Origin of the sequence: Pantoea phytobeneficialis, from assembly GCF_009728735.1 — a bacterium.
Lineage (GTDB): Bacteria > Pseudomonadota > Gammaproteobacteria > Enterobacterales > Enterobacteriaceae > Pantoea > Pantoea phytobeneficialis.
Window position 1 is genome coordinate 844,948 of the sequence record NZ_CP024636.1, and the last position, 18,630, is coordinate 863,577.

15 protein-coding genes are annotated in these 18,630 nt (G+C 57.6%); 6 read left to right on the top strand and 9 right to left on the bottom strand.

From position 1 onward, the window contains the following. Positions 1–355 precede the first annotated feature (355 nt). The 9 genes from panD to thpR form a co-directional block, all read right to left on the bottom strand. Complete coding sequence (gene panD / locus CTZ24_RS03730) at positions 356–736, bottom strand: aspartate 1-decarboxylase (RefSeq protein ID WP_013507914.1); 381 nt, start codon at positions 734–736, stop codon at positions 356–358. 28 nt (positions 737–764) lie between these two features. Then, the gene (gene panC / locus CTZ24_RS03735; RefSeq protein ID WP_208724810.1) at positions 765–1,619 is read right to left on the bottom strand and encodes a pantoate--beta-alanine ligase; all 855 of its coding nucleotides are present in this window, start codon (positions 1,617–1,619) and stop codon (positions 765–767) included. Between the two features lie 15 nt (positions 1,620–1,634). Beyond that, entirely contained in the window at positions 1,635–2,429 is a 795-nt protein-coding gene (panB, locus tag CTZ24_RS03740) for a 3-methyl-2-oxobutanoate hydroxymethyltransferase (RefSeq protein ID WP_021184690.1), read from the bottom strand. 87 nt (positions 2,430–2,516) lie between these two features. After that, a complete protein-coding gene (gene folK, locus CTZ24_RS03745) occupies positions 2,517–3,011 on the bottom strand; it encodes a 2-amino-4-hydroxy-6-hydroxymethyldihydropteridine diphosphokinase (protein WP_208724812.1) in 495 nt (164 codons plus the stop codon). Next, positions 3,008–4,417 carry a polynucleotide adenylyltransferase PcnB gene (pcnB, locus tag CTZ24_RS03750; protein ID WP_209012101.1) on the bottom strand — a complete coding sequence of 470 codons (1,410 nt, stop codon included), beginning with the start codon at positions 4,415–4,417 and terminating at the stop codon, positions 3,008–3,010. Before pcnB ends, folK begins: the two co-directional genes overlap by 4 nt. A gap of 38 nt (positions 4,418–4,455) precedes the next feature. Continuing rightward, positions 4,456–5,385 (bottom strand): tRNA glutamyl-Q(34) synthetase GluQRS, encoded by a 930-nt coding sequence (gene gluQRS, locus CTZ24_RS03755; protein ID WP_021184687.1) that lies wholly within the window; start codon positions 5,383–5,385, stop codon positions 4,456–4,458. 72 nt (positions 5,386–5,457) lie between these two features. Further along, on the bottom strand, positions 5,458–5,913 hold the full coding sequence (gene dksA, locus CTZ24_RS03760) for an RNA polymerase-binding protein DksA (protein WP_013507920.1): 456 nt from the start codon (positions 5,911–5,913) through the stop codon (positions 5,458–5,460). Between the two features lie 260 nt (positions 5,914–6,173). After that, positions 6,174–6,878 carry a DNA/RNA nuclease SfsA gene (sfsA, locus tag CTZ24_RS03765; protein ID WP_021184686.1) on the bottom strand — a complete coding sequence of 235 codons (705 nt, stop codon included), beginning with the start codon at positions 6,876–6,878 and terminating at the stop codon, positions 6,174–6,176. After that, positions 6,879–7,418, bottom strand: a complete 540-nt coding sequence (gene thpR / locus CTZ24_RS03770) for an RNA 2',3'-cyclic phosphodiesterase (protein WP_208724816.1) — start codon at positions 7,416–7,418, stop codon at positions 6,879–6,881. Positions 7,419–7,451: 33 nt separating this feature from the next. On the opposite strand from thpR, the gene hrpB reads away from it, so the two are divergent. From hrpB to fhuB, 6 genes are all read left to right on the top strand, one after another. Further along, positions 7,452–9,929 (top strand): ATP-dependent helicase HrpB, encoded by a 2,478-nt coding sequence (hrpB, locus tag CTZ24_RS03775; RefSeq protein ID WP_208724822.1) that lies wholly within the window; start codon positions 7,452–7,454, stop codon positions 9,927–9,929. Positions 9,930–10,023: 94 nt separating this feature from the next. After that, positions 10,024–12,525 (top strand): bifunctional glycosyl transferase/transpeptidase, encoded by a 2,502-nt coding sequence (mrcB, locus tag CTZ24_RS03780; RefSeq protein WP_208724823.1) that lies wholly within the window; start codon positions 10,024–10,026, stop codon positions 12,523–12,525. Positions 12,526–12,721: 196 nt separating this feature from the next. Further along, positions 12,722–14,917: a ferrichrome porin FhuA gene (fhuA, locus tag CTZ24_RS03785; protein ID WP_208724825.1), complete on the top strand. Its 2,196-nt coding sequence runs from the start codon at positions 12,722–12,724 to the stop codon at positions 14,915–14,917. A gap of 42 nt (positions 14,918–14,959) precedes the next feature. Further along, positions 14,960–15,754 carry a Fe3+-hydroxamate ABC transporter ATP-binding protein FhuC gene (fhuC, locus tag CTZ24_RS03790; RefSeq protein WP_208724826.1) on the top strand — a complete coding sequence of 265 codons (795 nt, stop codon included), beginning with the start codon at positions 14,960–14,962 and terminating at the stop codon, positions 15,752–15,754. Positions 15,755–15,762: 8 nt separating this feature from the next. Next, positions 15,763–16,641 carry a Fe(3+)-hydroxamate ABC transporter substrate-binding protein FhuD gene (gene fhuD / locus CTZ24_RS03795; RefSeq protein WP_208724828.1) on the top strand — a complete coding sequence of 293 codons (879 nt, stop codon included), beginning with the start codon at positions 15,763–15,765 and terminating at the stop codon, positions 16,639–16,641. Then, a complete protein-coding gene (gene fhuB / locus CTZ24_RS03800) occupies positions 16,641–18,617 on the top strand; it encodes a Fe(3+)-hydroxamate ABC transporter permease FhuB (RefSeq protein ID WP_208724830.1) in 1,977 nt (658 codons plus the stop codon). Before fhuD ends, fhuB begins: the two co-directional genes overlap by 1 nt. Positions 18,618–18,630: the final 13 nt, after the last annotated feature.

The window sequence follows — 18,630 nt, forward strand, 5'->3', positions numbered from 1 at the left end:
TTTTCCCGTTGCCGGGCAACAGGCAGAGGTCGAGTTTGTTTTTACTGACATCAATACCGAGATAAATCATAAGACAGCTCCCTTTCACATGAACCATCACGCCATCTTGCCTTGTACATACGAAGTCAGAGCTTCTGGTTACCGTTCAGAGTAGATGCTGGCGTGAAAGGAGAAACGGAGGGCTTTAAGCTACGGCACAAGATCGGGTCTTAAGCGGCGCGACAAGCTGCCTCCGTTTCGTGTAACGGGTAGCTAACCAGTTACAACTTCAAGATACAAGCGGCGCGATTTATCGCGCGATTTTTTCCGGCAGCCCGCGCGGAATCGCGCGATAAATCGCGCCGCTACAATGCTATCAGGCGACCTGCACCGGCAGCGCTTTTGCGATGCGCTTCATCTCGTTATCGCCCTCAAAATAGGCCACTTTGGGCTGCCAGCTACGGGCAACTTCATCCTCCACCTGCACATAAGAACAGATGATCATGATGTCGCCTTCACAGGCGCAGCGTGCGGCAGCACCGTTGACGGAGATAATCTTTGAACCACGTTCAGCGGCAATGGCGTAGGTGGAGAAACGCTGGCCGTTGGTGACGTTGTAGATGTCGATGGCTTCATATTGCAGAATGCCAGAGGCATCCAGAAAGTCCTGGTCAATGGCGCAGGAACCTTCGTAATTCAAGTCTGCCTGGGTCACTTTGACGCGATGCAGCTTGCCCTGTAATACGGTACGAATCATAGCGGTATAACCTTATAAAAATGATCCCTTACTGGGTCAGATCCACTTGCTGATTATCAATCAGACGGGCGTTGCCCAGCCAGGCAGCCATCAGAATCACGGCTCGTTGGCTATCGACGGTCAGCGGCTGGAGCGTTTCGGCATCGCAAATCGCCAGACCATCCGGGCGGAAACCTTTCTCACGCAGCGTCTGTTCGGCAGTCTCGATAATCTCTTCGACATGGCGCTCGCCGTTGCTGAGACGCTCAGCCATGCTATTCATCACCTGACTTAAACCGGGTGCCAGTTTACGCTCATCGGCGGTGAGATAACCATTGCGAGAACTGAGCGCCAGGCCATCTTTGGCACGTATCGTTGGCACACCGACAATCTCGATGTCGAAGCCCATATCCGCCACCATTTTGCGGATGATAGCCAATTGCTGAAAATCCTTTTCACCGAAACAGGCGATATTGGGTTGCACCAGGTTGAACAGCTTGCTGACGATGGTGGAGACGCCACGGAAGTGGCCCGGACGGCTGGCGCCTTCCAGCAGCGATGACAGTCCCGGCACTTCAACAAAGGTTTGGGTGTCCAGGCCTTTGGGATAGACATCAGCCGGTGCAGGAGCGAATACCAGGTCCACGCTGTGGCGATTCAGTTTTTCGCAGTCGTCCTGCAAAGTACGCGGATAGCGCGCTAAATCGTCGGGACGATCGAATTGCATCGGGTTCACAAAAATCGACACCACCACGATATCGGCGCGCTCACGCGCAGCATCGACCAGTGTTAAGTGTCCATCGTGCAGGTTGCCCATGGTAGGCACCAGCGCGATACGTTTGCCTTCCTGCCGCCAGCGACGAATCTCGCGACGCAGCATCGGCAGTGTTTCAATGATCAGCACTGCACATCTCCTGATTTACTGGAAACTGTGTTCGGCGGCCGGATAGCTGCCCGCCTCAACTTCGGCAATATAGTGGCGAATCGCCGCGCGAATGTCGCCGGTTTCTGCGAGGAAATTTTTGGCAAACTTCGGGATATGGCCGCCGGTAATGCCAAAGGCATCGTGCATCACCAGAATTTGTCCATCGGTGACATTGCCTGCGCCGATACCGATAACCGGAATCGCCAGCGCTTTGGTGACGCGTTCTGCCAGCGCCACCGGCACGCACTCCAGCACCAGTAACTGCGCACCTGCCGCTTCCAGCGCCAGCGCATCTGCCAGCAGACGTTCTGCACCCGCTTCGTCGCGGCCCTGAACTTTATAACCGCCGAAGATGTTCACCGACTGCGGCGTTAAGCCAAGATGACCACATACCGGCACCGCACGCTCGGTCAGCATCTGCACGGTTTCTGCCAGCCAGGCACCGCCTTCCAGTTTGACCATGTTGGCCCCGGCACGCATCAACTGTGCCGCGTTGTCGAAGGTCTGTGCGGGCGTGGCATAACTCATAAACGGCAGGTCAGCCATCACCAGCGCCTGTGGCGCACCACGACGCACTGCGGCGGTATGATAAGCGATATCGGCGACCGTCACCGGCAGGGTCGATTCATGGCCCTGTACCGTCATGCCGAGCGAATCACCAATCAGCAGCACCTGAATACCTTCGTCGGCAAACAGGCGGGCAAAACTGAAGTCATAGGCCGTCAGCGTGGCAAATTTGCGGCCACTGGCTTTCCACTGGCGTAAATGGGAGATGGTTGTGGGTTTCATCGCACTCTCTCAGTATTTTCTGATGGGCGCAGTGTAATGGATTGACGGTGCCGGTGATATGACTGGCGTGCGATTTTACCGGGTTATTCAGGGGATATCAGACCAGAAACGAATAGCAGCGCTTTGGTCGAGCGCCGCCAGCACCGGGGCTAACGGGGTGCCATCGGGTAAGGTCTGCTGAGGGGAGATCTCCAGCAGCGGCAGCAGCATAAACGCGCGGTTGTGCATGTCATAATGCGGTACCGTCAGGCGTGGCGTGTTAATCACCGCATCGCCAAACAGCAGGATATCCAGATCGAGGGTGCGGGGTCCCCAACGCTCGGCTTTGCGCACCCGGCCATGTTCCAGCTCAATGCGCTGGGTATGGTCGAGCAAGGTTTCTGCGGGCAAATCTGTCTCCAGCGCCACCACCGCGTTGAGGTAATCCGGTTGATCCGGTGGGCCGTAGGGCGGGGTGCGGTACAGCGACGACGTAGCAACGCGGGTGGTATGCGGCAGTGCATCCAGCGCCGCCAGCGCTGCATCAACCTGATGCAGCGGGTCGGCGAGGTTACTGCCTAAAGCGAGATAGACGCGGGTCATGGCGCGCTGTTGCTGCGTGGGGCAGCAGGACGGCGACGAGGACGACGTGGTTTACGGCGTGGTGCCGGATCGTCGCCCAGCGTATTCAGCATGTTTTTCTGCGTCGTCGGGGCGGCGGCCTGGAATTCCCCCCACCACTGCGTCAGACGTTGCAGCTCCGGGTTGTTTTCCACTTCGGCACGCAGCGCCAGCAGGTCATAGGCCGCGCGGAACTTAGGATGTTCCATCAGCTTCCACGCACGTTTGCCGTGGCGACGCGACATACGCAGTTGTAACTGCCAGATATCACGAATCAGCGTGGTGATGCGCTTCGGAATCGCCAGCGCGCGGCAGGCTTCATCCAGCGTTTCGTTCATCGCCAGAGCAAAGGCATCGTAATAGGTCAGGCCGCTTTCCTGGGCGATTTGTTCGGCAGATTCCAGCTGCGGATACCAGAACATCGCGGCAAACAGGAACGCCGGATTGACGCGCATATCATTCTGTAGGCGGGTATCGGTGTTTTTCAGCACCTGTGCCAGCATGCGCTCCATCGGGCTGTCGCTGTGTTCGGTGAAGCCACGCGTCAACGTCGGGAACAGCGGCTGGAACAGTTGATACTCACGCATCATCTGATAGGTGCGGTAGCCATAACCGGCTTGCAGCAGCTTGAGCGACTCTTCGAACAGGCGTGCGGGCGGAATGTCATGCAGCAGGGTGGCAAGACGCGGAATCGGCTCGGCAGTCTCCGGCGCAATACGCATATCCAGCTTGGCGGCAAAACGCACCACGCGCAGCATACGCACCGGGTCTTCGCGATAGCGCGTTTCCGGATCGCCAATCAGGCGAATGATGCCTTGCTGCAAATCCTGCAAACCGCCGACATAATCGCGCACCGTAAAATCGGCCACGCTGTAGTACAGGCTGTTGATGGTGAGGTCACGACGCTGGGCATCATCTTCGATGCTGCCGAAGATGTTATCGCGCAGCAGCATACCGTTTTGCCCGCGCTGTGAGCTGTTGCGATCTTCTTCGCCTTCATCCATCTGATGATGGCCACGGAAAGTGGCAACTTCGATCACTTCCGGCCCGAACATGACATGGGCCAGGCGGAAACGGCGTCCCACCAGACGGCAGTTGCGGAACAATTTGCGCATCTGCTCCGGGGTCGCGTTAGTGGTGACATCGAAATCTTTTGGTTTCTTACCCAACAGTAAATCGCGCACACCGCCGCCTACCAGGTAGGCTTCGTAACCGGCTTTGTTCAGGCGATAGAGCACTTTGAGGGCATTTTCGCTGATATCTTTGCGTGAGATGTTGTGGCTTTCACGGGGAATGACGGTCATCAGACTTTCGGTTTCCACCTCTTCAGGCACCTCCTCGTCACGCTTGAGGACTCTCCGGCAAAAATTAGCGACTCGGGTAAAAATGGGACACCTCGACAGTGACATTAATGGTGTTGGTAAAATCAGCGGCTAATCATAGCTTGTTGCGAACCATTTGAGAATGGCGTTGTCGTTTCATCCGGCTTCAGGGCGTTTTCCTGTGGGATCAGACGGATATTCCACCGGGCGACCGCCTGTTTTAACAGGGTTTCCAGCGATTCATCCTGCCATCCTTCAGATACCGGTTGACCCAAAAAGTTTAACGCCTGAACCAGCAACGGTCGCGCATCGCCCGCGGGTAGCGCGGGGGCATGGTTCTGCTTGGACAGTTTGTTGCCATCGGTATTCACCGCCAGCGGCAAATGCAGATACGCAGGGACTGGCCAGCCAAACTGTTGATACAGGGCCACCTGGCGCACCGTTGGTTCAATCAAATCCGCGCCGCGAACAATCTCGCTGACACCCTGAAAATGGTCATCTACCACCACCGCCAGGTTATAGGCAAACAGGCCATCACGGCGGTGAATAATAAAATCTTCCTCTGCCAGCCGGGTATCAGCAACCAGATGACCGCGCAGACGATCGTCAAAGCCATACACCGGCGTATGCTGGCGCAGGCGTAGCGCGGCATGGTGTGATCCGAGCTGCAAATCGCGGCAATGACCATCATAAAAACCGCCCAACTGCTGAATACGGCTGCGCGTACAGGTGCAAAAATAGCTCTGGCGCTGCTCGCGTAGCCAGTTTAAGGCTTCACGGTATGCCTCATGGCGCTGCGACTGCCACAACACTTCGCCATCCCAATGCAATCCATATTGCTCCAGCTGCTGCAAAATGCGGCTGGCGGCACCGGGCACTTCACGCGGTGGATCGATATCTTCGATACGCACCAGCCAACGCCCTTGTTGTGCACGCGCACTCAGGTAGCTGCCTGTTGCAGCAATCAGCGAGCCAAAATGAAGTTCACCAGAGGGAGAGGGGGCGAAACGCCCAATGCAGGGAAGATTAGACATTTTTTAATGTGCACCGCACGGCGGGAAAACAGTGGTTTTCCCTGCTGTGCGGCGACAGTCTGTTCACGGCCATTAGCCAGCCATCTGCTTCTCGCGGATTTCTGCCAGCGTCTTGCAGTCAATGCAGAGATCGGCGGTCGGACGCGCTTCCAGACGACGAATACCAATTTCAACACCGCAGGATTCGCAGTAGCCGAAATCGTCATCTTCCACTTTCTTCAGCGTCTTCTCGATCTTTTTGATCAGCTTACGCTCGCGATCGCGGTTACGCAGTTCCAGACTGAATTCCTCTTCCTGCGCGGCACGGTCAACCGGATCCGGGAAGTTGGCAGCTTCGTCCTGCATATGCGACACAGTACGGTCGACTTCATCCCTGAGTTGATTGCGCCAGGCTTCCAGAATCTTGCGGAAATGGCTCAGCTGGGCTTCGTTCATATACTCTTCGCCCGGTTTCTCCTGATACGGCTCCACCCCAGCGATGGCGAGGATACTCAGGGACGATGTTTTACGGTTTTGCCCTTCTTGCATGTTGTTTCTCCTGGATAACACGCACCACCCGTCATATGTCAAGTTCCAGCATGTTGGCTGCGCTGATGCTGGCGGCCGGTCTGCAACTTGCATTACTAAGGGTATATCGATTCCCAACAGGGAAAAAAACAGGCCGCTATAAATAGCAGAAGCAATCAAGGTTGGCAATTATTCATGATCACACCTTGACAAGCCTGTGAGGAACAGCGTATTCAGCGCACCGCTCAGAACATTCCTATCACAACAAATTGCTAAGAATATTACAACTCTACCCTTATCGGCTGCGTCAGTAACATTTTTAGCGGTGATATGTGAGCCTGATACGCCAATACTTCCACGCCACACCGTTGCGCCTGTACCAGTAGTTCTGCATATTGCGCGTCGATATGGCGCGCCGGGGAAACGTCCTCAATCCCCGTGTGCAAAACGGCAAACAACAAAACGGCCCGATGACCCTCTGCCACGATATGTCGCAGTTCGCGCAGATGCTTTTGCCCGCGGGCCGTCACCGCATCCGGAAAATAGCCTTTACCATGCTGTAAAAGGGTGACGGACTTGACTTCAATATAGCAGTTCGATCTGCCCTTCGCTTGTAGCAGGAAGTCAATTCGGCTTTTTTCCGTGCCATATTTCACTTCAGACTGGCAGTGGTCATAAGAGGAAAATTCTGGAATTACACCGAGATTTATCGCTTCTTTCACCAGTTGATTGGCGCGCAGCGTATTGACGCAGATCCAGTGCCCCTGCTGGGTTTCGGTCAGTTCCCAACTGTGAGGATATTTACGTGTGGGGCTGTCGGACGTGGAATACCACACGGTATCGCCAGGCGTGGCGCAACCGGTCATCGCGCCAGTATTGGCACAGTGGATGGTCAGCGTCTCACCTTCCGGGGTGATGACATCCGCTAAGAAACGCTTATATCGGGCGATTAAACGGGCCGGTTTGAGTGGCGGGGAGAAATGCATTCAGTCTCCTTTCGGGGTGGATAACGGCCAGCGGGCCAGCACCTGATAGCGGGTTTGGCCCTTTTCGAAGCGCGAGGAGCATAAGACGAAATGGCTCACATCCAGACGCCAGTGAAAACCGCGCGGCGGAAGGGCAACTTTATGGGCCGCGTTGCGCAGCAAGGTGACATGCGGGTGAAACGATGGCGCGCTTTGCGCACAGCCGTGTCGTGCCGCCTGGGCGCGCAGCAGATTGGCCAGTTGCAGCAAACCGCGTGGCGGACGCTGGCAACCCAACCACACTACGCCAGGACGGGGCCAGTGTCCGGCATCATCCAGATCGATAGCAAAACCCGGCTGGCTAATCCGTCCGGCGAGTTGTTGCAGGCGCAGCGAGGTTTCATCGCTGACTTCACCGAGGAACGCCAGCGTCAGATGCAGATTGGCTGCCGCTATCGGGCGCCCGGCGTCTTCGGCAAAGTTTTCGGCTCGCCAGCGTACCAGCTCCTGCTGCAAAGGCGCAGGCAGTTCGAGAGCAAAAAACAGACGTTGGGTGGTCATCGTAGCCTCCGATAATCCGCGCTGGGTGGTACAATGCGCGCCATCTTAGCACAGGCAGAAAGGGAGTTGAGTTTGAGTGAATTACCGGTAAGCGAGGTACTTCCTGAGCTGCTGGCCGCGCTGGCGCAAGCGCCGCAGGTATTACTGGCAGCACCGACCGGCGCAGGCAAATCCACCTGGTTACCGTTGCAGTTGCTGCAACAGGCGCAACTGCCCGGTCGCATCATTATGCTGGAGCCACGGCGGCTTGCCGCGCGCAACGTGGCGCAGCGGCTGGCGGAGCTGCTCGGTGAACAACCGGGCGGCACGGTGGGGTACCGGATGCGGGGTGAAAACTGCTGCGGGGCGAACACCCGGCTGGAGGTGGTCACCGAAGGTATCCTGACGCGCATGTTGCAGCGCGATCCGATGCTGGACGGTGTTTCGCTGGTGATCCTCGATGAATTCCACGAACGCAGTTTGCAGGCCGATCTGGCGTTAGCGCTGTTGCTGGATGTGCAACAGGGGCTGCGCGAGGATCTGAAGATTCTGCTGATGTCGGCGACGCTGGATAATGATCGCCTGCGTGCGCTGCTACCGGACGCCCCCTTTATTGCTTCGGAAGGTCGTAGCTTTCCAGTGACGCGCCGTTTTGCTTCCCTGAATAATCAGCTGCGCTTTGAAGAGGCGGTGGCGCGTGAAGTGGCGCAGTTGTTACGCGAAGAAACAGGTTCATTGTTGCTGTTCCTGCCTGGCGTGGCGGAGATTGAACGGGTGAAGCGTGAACTGGAAGCGCGTGTCAGTGAGGATGTCGATCTTTCTCCTTTATATGGTGCGTTGTCACTCGACGCGCAGCGGCGAGCGATCCTGCCGTCCCCGCCTGGGCGTCGCAAAGTGGTGTTGGCGACCAATATCGCGGAAACCAGTCTGACCATTGAGGGCATCCGCCTGGTGGTGGACAGCGCGCTGGAACGCACCGCGCAGTTTGAGGTGCGCAGCGGTGTCACGCGGCTGCAAACCCAACGCATCAGCCAGGCCTCAATGACGCAACGTGCCGGGCGTGCGGGCAGGCTGGAACCGGGGATCTGTCTGCATTTGCTAGCGCAGGAGCAGGCGCTCCGGGCGGCGGCACAAAGTGAGCCGGAAATCCTGCATAGCGATCTGGCGGCCCTGCAAATGGATTTGCTGCAATGGGGCTGCCCGGATGTGGCGCAACTTCGTTGGCTGGATATGCCACCGCCACGTCATCTGCGTGCGGCGCGAACGTTGCTGACCCGCCTGGCGGCGCTGGATGACGCCGGACGCCTGACCGCCGTTGGGCGCAAAATGGCTGAGCTGGGTAGCGATCCGCGTCTGTGCGCCATGCTGTGCGCAGCCGGGCAGAATAAGGATGCCATCGCCAGCGCGGCCTTATTGGTGGCTATTCTCGAGGAGCCGCCGCGCAGCGGCAGCGCCGACCTGCGTGACGCGCTGCATCGTCCTCAATCCAGCTGGCAACGGCGCGCCCGTCAGTGGCAACAGCGTCTCAATGTCAGCGGTGGCAACGTTGATGCCGATCTTTTCCCGGCACTGCTGGCCGCCGGGTTTGCCGACCGCCTGGCCCAGCGCCGTGGCAACAGCGCGCGTTATCAACTGGCGAACGGTATCGGGGCGATGCTGGATGAGCAGGATGGCCTGAGCCGCAGCGAATGGCTGATCGCCCCGTCGCTGTTACAAGGGGCCAGCGCTGCCGATGCGCGTATCTTGCTGGCACTGCCGGTGGATATTGAGGCGTTGCGTCAGCAGTGCCCACAACTGGTCGAGCAACGTACCGATGTGGAGTGGGATGAAGAGAAAGGCACGTTGCGTGCCTGGCGGCGTGAAGTCTCGGGTGCGCTGGTCCTGAAAGCACAACCGATGTCACGTCCGGAACCGGAGGTATTGCACGCGGCGATGCTGCGTTGGATCCGTGAGAAAGGTCTGTCGGTGCTGGGCTGGACGCCGGAAGCCGAACAGCTGCGCCTGCGTCTGCACTGCGCCGCACAGTGGCTGCCGGACGAGGCGTGGCCCGCTTTTGATGACGAGACGCTGTTGGAGTCGCTGGAAGCATGGCTGTTGCCGGAGATGGATGGGGTGCGCGACCTGAAGGGGTTGCAGAACGTCAATCTTGTCAGTGCATTATTACATTTGCTGACATGGTCACAACGTCAGCGGCTGGATACTGTGCTGCCAACTCATTACACTGTGCCGACCGGAAGCCGCCTGCCGATTCGCTATGATGCGGAGAAGCCCCCGGCGCTTGCGGTGCGTATTCAGGAGATGTTTGGTGAAGCCAGCAATCCTGCGGTGGCTGAAGGCCGGATACCGTTGGTACTGGAGTTGTTGTCACCGGCGCACCGGCCGTTGCAGATCACCCGTGACCTGGCGGCGTTCTGGCGTGGGGCATATCCTGAAGTGCAGAAAGAGATGAAAGGGCGTTATCCCAAACATCCCTGGCCGGACGATCCGGCCAACGCCTTACCCACGAGGCGTACCAAGAAATTTTCATCGTGACCTCTGGTGACAATTCAGAGGGTTCTGCCATGCGCGGCACGAGAAAGCAGTTAGAGTAACGGCGCAGCCGTAGCTATACCTGGAGAATAACAGCATGTCTGGGAATGATCGCGAACCGATTGGGCGCAAAGGAAAACAGCCCAAACCGCCGCGCAACACCGCGCGTCGGGGTCGCCGCAGGGAACTTGATGATGATATCGATCAGGACGATTTTGATGATGACGAGGAGAGTGAGCCAGTGCCACGCAAAGGTAAAGGAAAGCGCCCGCCGCGCGCGAAACGTCGCTGGTTAGGCTGGTTCATCAAGCTATTTTTGGTTTTTGTCGTGGTGATGGTCGCCTGGGGCGTCTATCTCGACTCGGAAATCCGCAGCCGTATTGACGGTAAAGTGTGGCAACTGCCTGCTGCCGTTTATGGTCGCATGGTCAGTCTTGAGCCGGGCATGGCGTATGACAAAAAAGAGATGATTGCGCTGCTGGAAGGCACGCAGTATCGCGAAGTGTCGCGCATTACCCGCCCTGGTGAGTTCAGCGTCAAAGGCAACACCATCGACCTGCTGCGCCGCCCGTTTGATTTCCCGGACAGCAAAGAAGGCCAGATCCGTGCGCGTATGACGTTCAACGGTGACGAACTGAGCGAGATTAAAAACCTCGAAACCGGACGCGATTTTGGCTTCTTCCGCCTCGATCCGCGCCTGATCACCATGTTGCAATCGCCGAACGGCGAGCAACGCTTGTTCGTGCCGCGTGCCGGTTTCCCGGATCTGCTGGTCGATACGTTGATCGCCACCGAAGACCGCCATTTCTACGAGCATGATGGCATCAGCCCTTACTCGATTGGTCGTGCCTTCCTTGCCAACATTACGGCCGGTAAAGCGGTGCAGGGCGGCAGTACCCTGACGCAGCAGTTGGTCAAAAACCTGTTCCTCACCAACGAGCGTTCGCTGTGGCGTAAAGCGCGTGAAGCCTATATGGCGGTGATCATGGATGCGCGCTACAGCAAAGATCGCATTCTGGAGCTGTACCTCAACGAGGTGTACCTCGGTCAGGCGGGTAACGATCAGATCCGTGGCTTCCCGCTGGCGAGTTTGTACTACTTTGGCCGCCCGGTTGATGAGCTGAGCCTCGATCAACAGGCGATGCTGGTGGGGATGGTGAAAGGCGCATCGCTGTACAACCCGTGGCGTAATCCGCAGCTGGCATTGGAACGTCGTAATCTGGTGCTGCGTTTGCTGCAACAGCAGAAGATCATCGATGAAGATCTGTACAACATGCTGTCGGCGCGCCCATTAGGCGTACAGCCGAAGGGTGGGGTGATTACCCCGCAGCCCGCCTTTATGCAGATGGTGCGTAACGAGTTGCAGGCGAAACTCGGTGATAAAGTGAAAGATCTCTCCGGCGTGAAGATCTTCACCACGCTCGATCCGATTTCGCAGGATGCGGCAGAAAAAGCGGTTGAAGATGGCATTCCGACGCTGAAAAAACAGCGTGGCCTGAAAGATCTGGAAACCGCGATGGTGGTGGTTGACCGCTTCAGCGGTGAAGTGCGGGCGATGGTGGGCGGTTCCGATCCGCAGTTCGCCGGTTACAACCGTGCGTTGCAGGCACGCCGCTCCATCGGTTCGTTGGCTAAACCGGCCACTTACCTGACCGCGTTAAGCCAGCCGAACAGCTACCGTCTGAATAGCTGGATTGCTGATGAACCGATCGCCCTGAAACAACCGAATGGCACGGTGTGGAAGCCGCTCAACGATGATCGTCGCTTCAGTGGCAAAGTGATGCTGGTGGACGCACTGACCAACTCGATGAACGTGCCGACAGTAAACCTGGGTATGACGCTGGGGCTGAACTCGGTGGTCGATACCTGGACCAAGCTTGGCGTGCCGAAAGACCAGCTCCATCCGGTTCCGGCGATGCTGCTGGGTGCGCTTAACCTGACGCCGATTGAAGTGGCGCAGGCGTTCCAGTCCATCGCCAGTGGCGGTAATCGTGCTGAGCTGTCGGCGGTGCGTTCGGTGATTGCCGAAGATGGCACCGTGCTGTACCAGAGCTTCCCACAGGCGCAGCGTGTGGAACCGGCGCAGGCGGCATATCTGACGTTGTACAGCATGCAGCAGGTGGCGGATCACGGTACGGCGCGTGCGCTGGGTGCGCGTTTCCCGAATGCGCATCTGGCGGGTAAAACCGGTACCACGAACGACCTGATCGATAGCTGGTTCGCCGGTATTGACGGCAAAGAAGTGGCGATCACCTGGGTTGGACGCGATAACAACCAGACGACGAAACTGTACGGTGCCAGTGGCGCAATGCAGCTGTATCGCCGCTATCTGGATAACCAGGCACCGATGCCGCTGGTGTTGACGCCACCGGAAGATATCACTCAGATGAACATCGATTCGGCCGGTAACTTTGTCTGTGGTTCGGGCAGCAGTACCTGGCGCTCACTGCCGGTCTGGACGCTTGATCCTAACTCGCTGTGCCAGCAACAGCAGCAGCAGGTTCAGCAGCAGCAACAGTTGCAACAGCAGCAACAGGAAGAGCAGAAAGACAGCAACGGCGTGGCTGGCTGGATCAAAGAGATGTTTGGCAACAACTAAGTTGCTGAATCTTAAAAAAAGGGTGCTTCGGCACCCTTTTTTATAGATGTGAAAATGAGCGAACGTGCGGCAAACGCACCGCTATCAGGCTTTAAATCTTGCGGATCTTGCGCGATATCGCCTAAAATCCAACCTTTCTAATAATAATTCTCGTTTACATTCGCCTGCGTCGATTACTTTTCGAGAGATTCCTGATATGAATGCGCATTTTCCCTCTGTTGATCCGCGCGGAGCGTCTACCAAACGTCCGATCGCGTTACTGATTTCAATAGCCCTTGGCACCCTGAGCGCGCAAGCGCTGGCTGAAGATACCGTAGTCGTCACCGCTGATGGTGGTTCTGCGGCACCTCAGGAGAGTGCGTGGGGACCGGCCCCGACCATCGCTGCAAAACGCAGTGCCACGGCCACCAAAACCGACACGCCTATCGAGAAGACCCCGCAGTCGGTTTCGGTGGTCACGCAGGAAGAGATGGCGATGCACAATGTCCAGTCGGTCAAACGTGCTTTCAGTTACACCCCAGGGATCAGCGATAACCGTGGCAGCTCGGATGTGATCGATGCTTTCTCGATTCGTGGCTTTAGTGAAGTCAATACCAACCAGTATCTCGATGGCCTGAAATTGCAGGCTGATAACTACTCTGAGTTCGCTATTGATCCTTACTTTCTTGAGCGCGCTGAATTGCTACGTGGCCCGGCGTCGGTGCTGTATGGCAAAAGCAACCCCGGTGGTGTGGTGTCATTGGTGAGTAAGCGCCCGACCCAGGAGACGCTGCGTGAAGTGCAGTTCCAGATGGGCACCGATAACCGTTTCTCAACCGGTTTTGATTTCGGTGGCGCGCTGGATGACAGTGGCGTCTACAGCTATCGACTGACCGGCCTGGCGCGCAGCCAGGATGCGCAGCAGGAGATGAACAAAGAGAAGCGCTACACTATCGCGCCTTCCTTTAGCTGGCGCCCTGATGCCAATACCCGTTTTGACCTGTTGACCTATTTCCAGAACGAACCGGAAACCGGCTACTACGGCTGGCTGCCGCGTGAAGGTACGGTGATACCGATAACCCGTGCCGACGGCAGCCAGTTCAAACTGCCGACCAATTTTGATGAAGGCGAACCGAGCAACAAGATTGCGCGCAACACCAAAATGGTGGGTTACAGCTTTGAGCACAGCTTCAACGATACCTGGACGATGCGCCAGAATCTGCGCTATGCCGATCTGCGTACCGATTATCGCAGCATCTACGGTAGCGGTTACGATCCCTCGACTAAGATGATTAACCGTGGGTATGCGCGTTCTAATGAGAAGCTCAATCAGTTCGCGGTCGACACACAGGCGCAGGCGAAATTCCTGACTGGTGTTGTGGATCATACCCTGTTGATGGGTGTGGATTATCAGCGTACCCGTAACGATATTGATGCGGTATATGCTGGTGCCGAGCCGATTAGCCCGTTCAATCCACAATACGGCAATGATGCGATGGTGGGGACGCCGTTCCCTTATCAGTACCTGAACCGCCAGGAGCAGACCGGCCTCTACACCCAGGATCAGATGGAGTGGAACCGCTGGGTGCTGACATTGGGTGGCCGCTACGATTACGCCATGACCTCAGCGCTGAACCGTAATGGCAACAGTGAAGAGAAAAACCACGATCAGGCGTTTACCTGGCGTGGGGGGCTGAACTACGTATTTGATAACGGTATCGCCCCGTACTTCAGCTATAGCGAATCCTTTATCCCGACACCGGGCACCACCGCAGACGGGCAGCCGTTTGATCCTTCGCGCGCCAAACAGTATGAAGCCGGGGTGAAATACGTACCGAAAGATCGTCCGATTGTTATCACCGCCGCAGTGTATCAGCTGACCAAAAGCAAGAACCTGACCGCCGATCCGAATAACCTCAATTTCAGCGTGCAGAGCGGTGAGATCCGTTCGCGTGGGGTGGAGCTGGAAGCCAAGGCGGCTCTGACCGCCAATATCAACCTGACGGCGGGCTATAGCTATACCGATGCGGAATACACCCATGATACCGATTTGCAGGGCAAAACCCCGGTACAGGTGCCGAAACAGACCGCGTCATTGTGGAGTGATTACACTTTCCACGAAACCGCACTTTCTGGTCTGACACTGGGGGCCGGCGTGCGCTATACCGGTGCCAGCAAAGGGCTATACAGCAGCGGTGCTAACGAAAACCAAAACTTCGATGTGAAGGGCTATACCGTGGTTGATGCCGTGGTGAAATATGATCTCGCGCGCTTTGGCCTGCCGGGTTCATCACTGGGTATCAACGTCAACAACCTGTTTGATCGCGAATATGTTGCCAGCTGCTATCGCGAATATGCCTGCTACTGGGGCAGCGATCGCCAGATTGTTGGTACTGCAACCTTCCGTTTCTGATAGAAAAGGGCGCATTGTGCGCCCGTAACGCCAGGGATTACCATGCAGCATCCGCACCACGAAGAAACCACCTTTACGCTGGATAACGTCAGTTTTCGCGTGCCGGGACGCACGCTGCTTCATCCGCTCTCATTGACCTTCACGCCGGGCAAAGTCACGGCTTTGATTGGACATAACGGTTCGGGAAAATCCACGCTGCTGAAAATGCTGGGACGCCATCAGGCGGCAAGTGTTGGTCGCGTGTTATTGAACGGCGAAGCGGTAGATCAGTGGGGCAGCAAGGATTTTGCCCGTCAGGTGGCGTATCTGCCGCAGCAGTTACCGGCGGCAGAAGGCATGACGGTGCGCGAGCTGGTGGCGATTGGGCGTTATCCGTGGCACGGGGCGCTGGGGCGTTATGGTCAGGAAGATCGTGACCGTGTAGAAGAAGCGATAGCGCTGGTCGGGCTGAAGCCGTTCGCCGGACGACTGGTGGATAGCCTGTCTGGCGGTGAACGTCAGCGCGCCTGGCTGGCGATGCTGGTAGCGCAAAACAGCCGCTGCCTGCTGTTGGATGAACCCACCTCAGCGCTGGATATTGCCCATCAGGTTGAAGTGCTGGCTTTGATCCAGCGTCTCAGCCAGGAGCGGGGCTTAACGGTGATTGCGGTGCTGCATGATATCAATATGGCGGCGCGTTATTGCGACCGGCTGGTGGCGTTGCGCGGTGGTGAAATGATTGCCGAAGGGGGACCAGAGGTGATCATGCAGGCCGATGTGCTGGGCAGCATTTATGGCATCCCGATGGGGATTCTGCCGCATCCGCAGGGCGGTGCGCCCGTCAGTTTCGTTTACTGAGGCCCGTGATGCTGGATATTTCTCGCCGTCGTTTGCTGGCGGCGCTGGCGTTGTCGCCGCTGATGAAGCTCGCGCCGCTGCACGCGGCGTTGCCGGATACCCAACGCATTCTGGCGCTGGAGTGGTTACCCACGGAGTTGTTGATGGCGCTGGGCGTAGCACCGCTTGGCGTGGCAGACATGGTTAACTATCGGGTGTGGGTGGGGGAGCCGGAACTGCCTGCCTCCACCATCGATCTTGGTCTGCGCACCGAACCCAATCTGGAGTTGATGACCCAGCTTAATCCCTCTTTGATCCTGCATTCCAATGGCTATGGTCCCTCTGCCGAAACCTTGTCACGCATCGCGCCCACTATGGGGTTTGATCTGAACAGCGGTGATGGCAAACCGTTAAGTACCGCCAGAAAATCTTTGCATGAATTGGGCGCGCGCATTGGTCGTGAAGCGCAGGCGGTGCAACATTTGCAGTATGTCGATAGCGTGCTGGCGGCAGCGCGTGAGCGGCTAAAACCCTGGGCGGGACGGCCAATTCTGCTGATGTCATTGCTGGACAGCCGTCATGCCATTACCTTCGGCAAAGGCAGCCTGTTCCTGGAAGTGATGGACAATCTTGGTTTGCAAAGCGCCTGGCAGGGAGAAACCAATTTTTGGGGCAGCGCCGTTATCGGGCTGGAGCGTCTGGCGGCGGTAGGGGATGTGCCGGTGATCTGCTTCGACCACGATAATGAGTTGCAGATGCAGGAAGTGATGCGCACGGCATTGTGGCAGGCGCTGCCGTTTATCCGTGCCGGGCATTTTCAGCGGGTGCCTGCCGTCTGGTATTACGGTGCCACTTACTCGGCACTGAAATTTATCCGCGTGCTGGAACACGCGCTGGAGTCGCACTGATGCGCAATCGTCTGTTTTCCGTCGCGCTATTGAGTGCGTTGTTCCTGCTGGCGTTGACCTTAACCCTGATCAATTTTCGCCAGGCCTTGCCGATGGCGCAGTGGGCGCAGGCGTTTGTTGCGCCGGACGTCAACAATATCCAACAGGTGGTGTTTCATCACAGCCTGTTGTCGCGTCTGGCGCTGGCGTTGTTGGTCGGGGCCGGATTGGGGCTAGCGGGTTTGCTGTTTCAGCAGGTGCTGCGCAATCCCCTGGCAGAACCTACCACGCTGGGGGTTTCGTCTGGCGCCCAACTGGGCCTGACGGTCGCAACCTTGTGGCAACTGCCTGGCGGTGCCGTGACGCAGCAGTTCGCTGCGATGGGCGGTGCAGTAGTGGTTGGCATTCTGGTCTTCGGGGTTGCCTGGGGTAAACGGCTTTCGCCAGTGACCTTGATTCTCGCCGGGTTGGTGCTCAGCCTGTACGTTGGTGCGGTGAATCAAATCTTTGCCATCTTTAATCATGACCAGTTGCAGAACATGTTCCTGTGGAGCACGGGCGCGCTCAACCAACTGGATGGACACAACGTTGCGTTACTGTGGCCGCGTCTGCTGCTGGCCTTTGTGTTGGCGCTGGCGTTGCTGCGTCCACTGACCCTGATGGGCCTGGATGATGGTGTCGCGAAAAACCTCGGGCTGGCACTCTCGCTGGCGCGCGTAGCGGCGCTGGCAGTGGCGATTTTGCTGAGCGCGCAACTGGTTAATGTCGCCGGTATCATCGGCTTCATTGGTTTGTTTGCCCCTCTGCTGGCGAAGATGCTCGGTGGCCGTCGTTTAATCAGCCGGATGCTGCTGTCCCCGCTGATCGGTGCGTTGCTGCTGTGGCTGGCGGACCAATGCGTGTTGTGGCTGACCAACCATTGGCGCGAAGTCTCTACCGGTACGGCAACGGCACTGATCGGCGTGCCGATTCTACTGTGGCTGTTGCCGCGTCTGCGTACCGGTTCGGTGCCGCCACCCCTTAATCAGGGCGATAAAGTGCCTGCCGAACGTCAGGCCGTATTGCGTTGGTGCCTGTGCGGCGTCGTGGTGTTAGCGCTGTTGGGCCTGGTGGGTGTGGCCTTTGGCCGAGATGCGCACGGCTGGGCGTGGGTCAGCGGCGATATGCTGCATCAATTGCTGCCGTGGCGTGCACCGCGCGTGTTGGCCGCCATAATGGTCGGACTGATGCTTGGCGTGGCCGGGGCGTTGATTCAGCGTTTAACCGGTAACCCGATGGCCAGCCCGGAAGTGTTAGGCATCAGTTCTGGTGCTGCCTGTGGCGTGGTGGTGATGCTGTTTTTCGTGCCCGGCAATGCGGTGGCCTGGCTGTTACCGGCAGGTGCGTTGGGCGCAGCATTGACGCTGTTGACCATTATGCTGGTCGCCAGCCGTGGCGGCTTTTCGCCGGAACGCATGCTACTGGCGGGCATGGCCCTCAATAGTGCCTTTGTGACCTTGCTGATGCTGCTGATGGCGAGCGGTGATCTGCGTATGGGTGGGTTGCTCAGTTGGATCTCTGGTTCGACCTACAACATCACCCTGCATCAGGCATTACAAAGCGCGGTGTGTGCCGTGGTACTGGTGGCATTAGCCCCGTTGGCGAGCCGCTGGTTAACGCTGCTGCCGCTGGGGAGTGCGACGGCGCGTTCGGCAGGGATGGCGCTGACCACTTCGCGGCTCGCCCTGTTGCTGCTGGCGGCCGCATTGACCGCTACCGCGACCTTAACCATTGGACCGTTAAGTTTTGTCGGGTTGATGGCACCGCATATCGTGCGCATGCTGGGCTTCCGTCGTGCCTTACCACAGGTGTTGATGGCCGGTTTGCTCGGCGCGGTGTTGATGGTGTTTGCTGACTGGTGTGGCCGTATGCTGGCGTTCCCGGATCAAATCCCGGCGGGACTGATGGCCACTTTCTTTGGCGCGCCATACTTTATCTGGCTGCTGAGGCGGGCGTAGCGGCACGATTTAT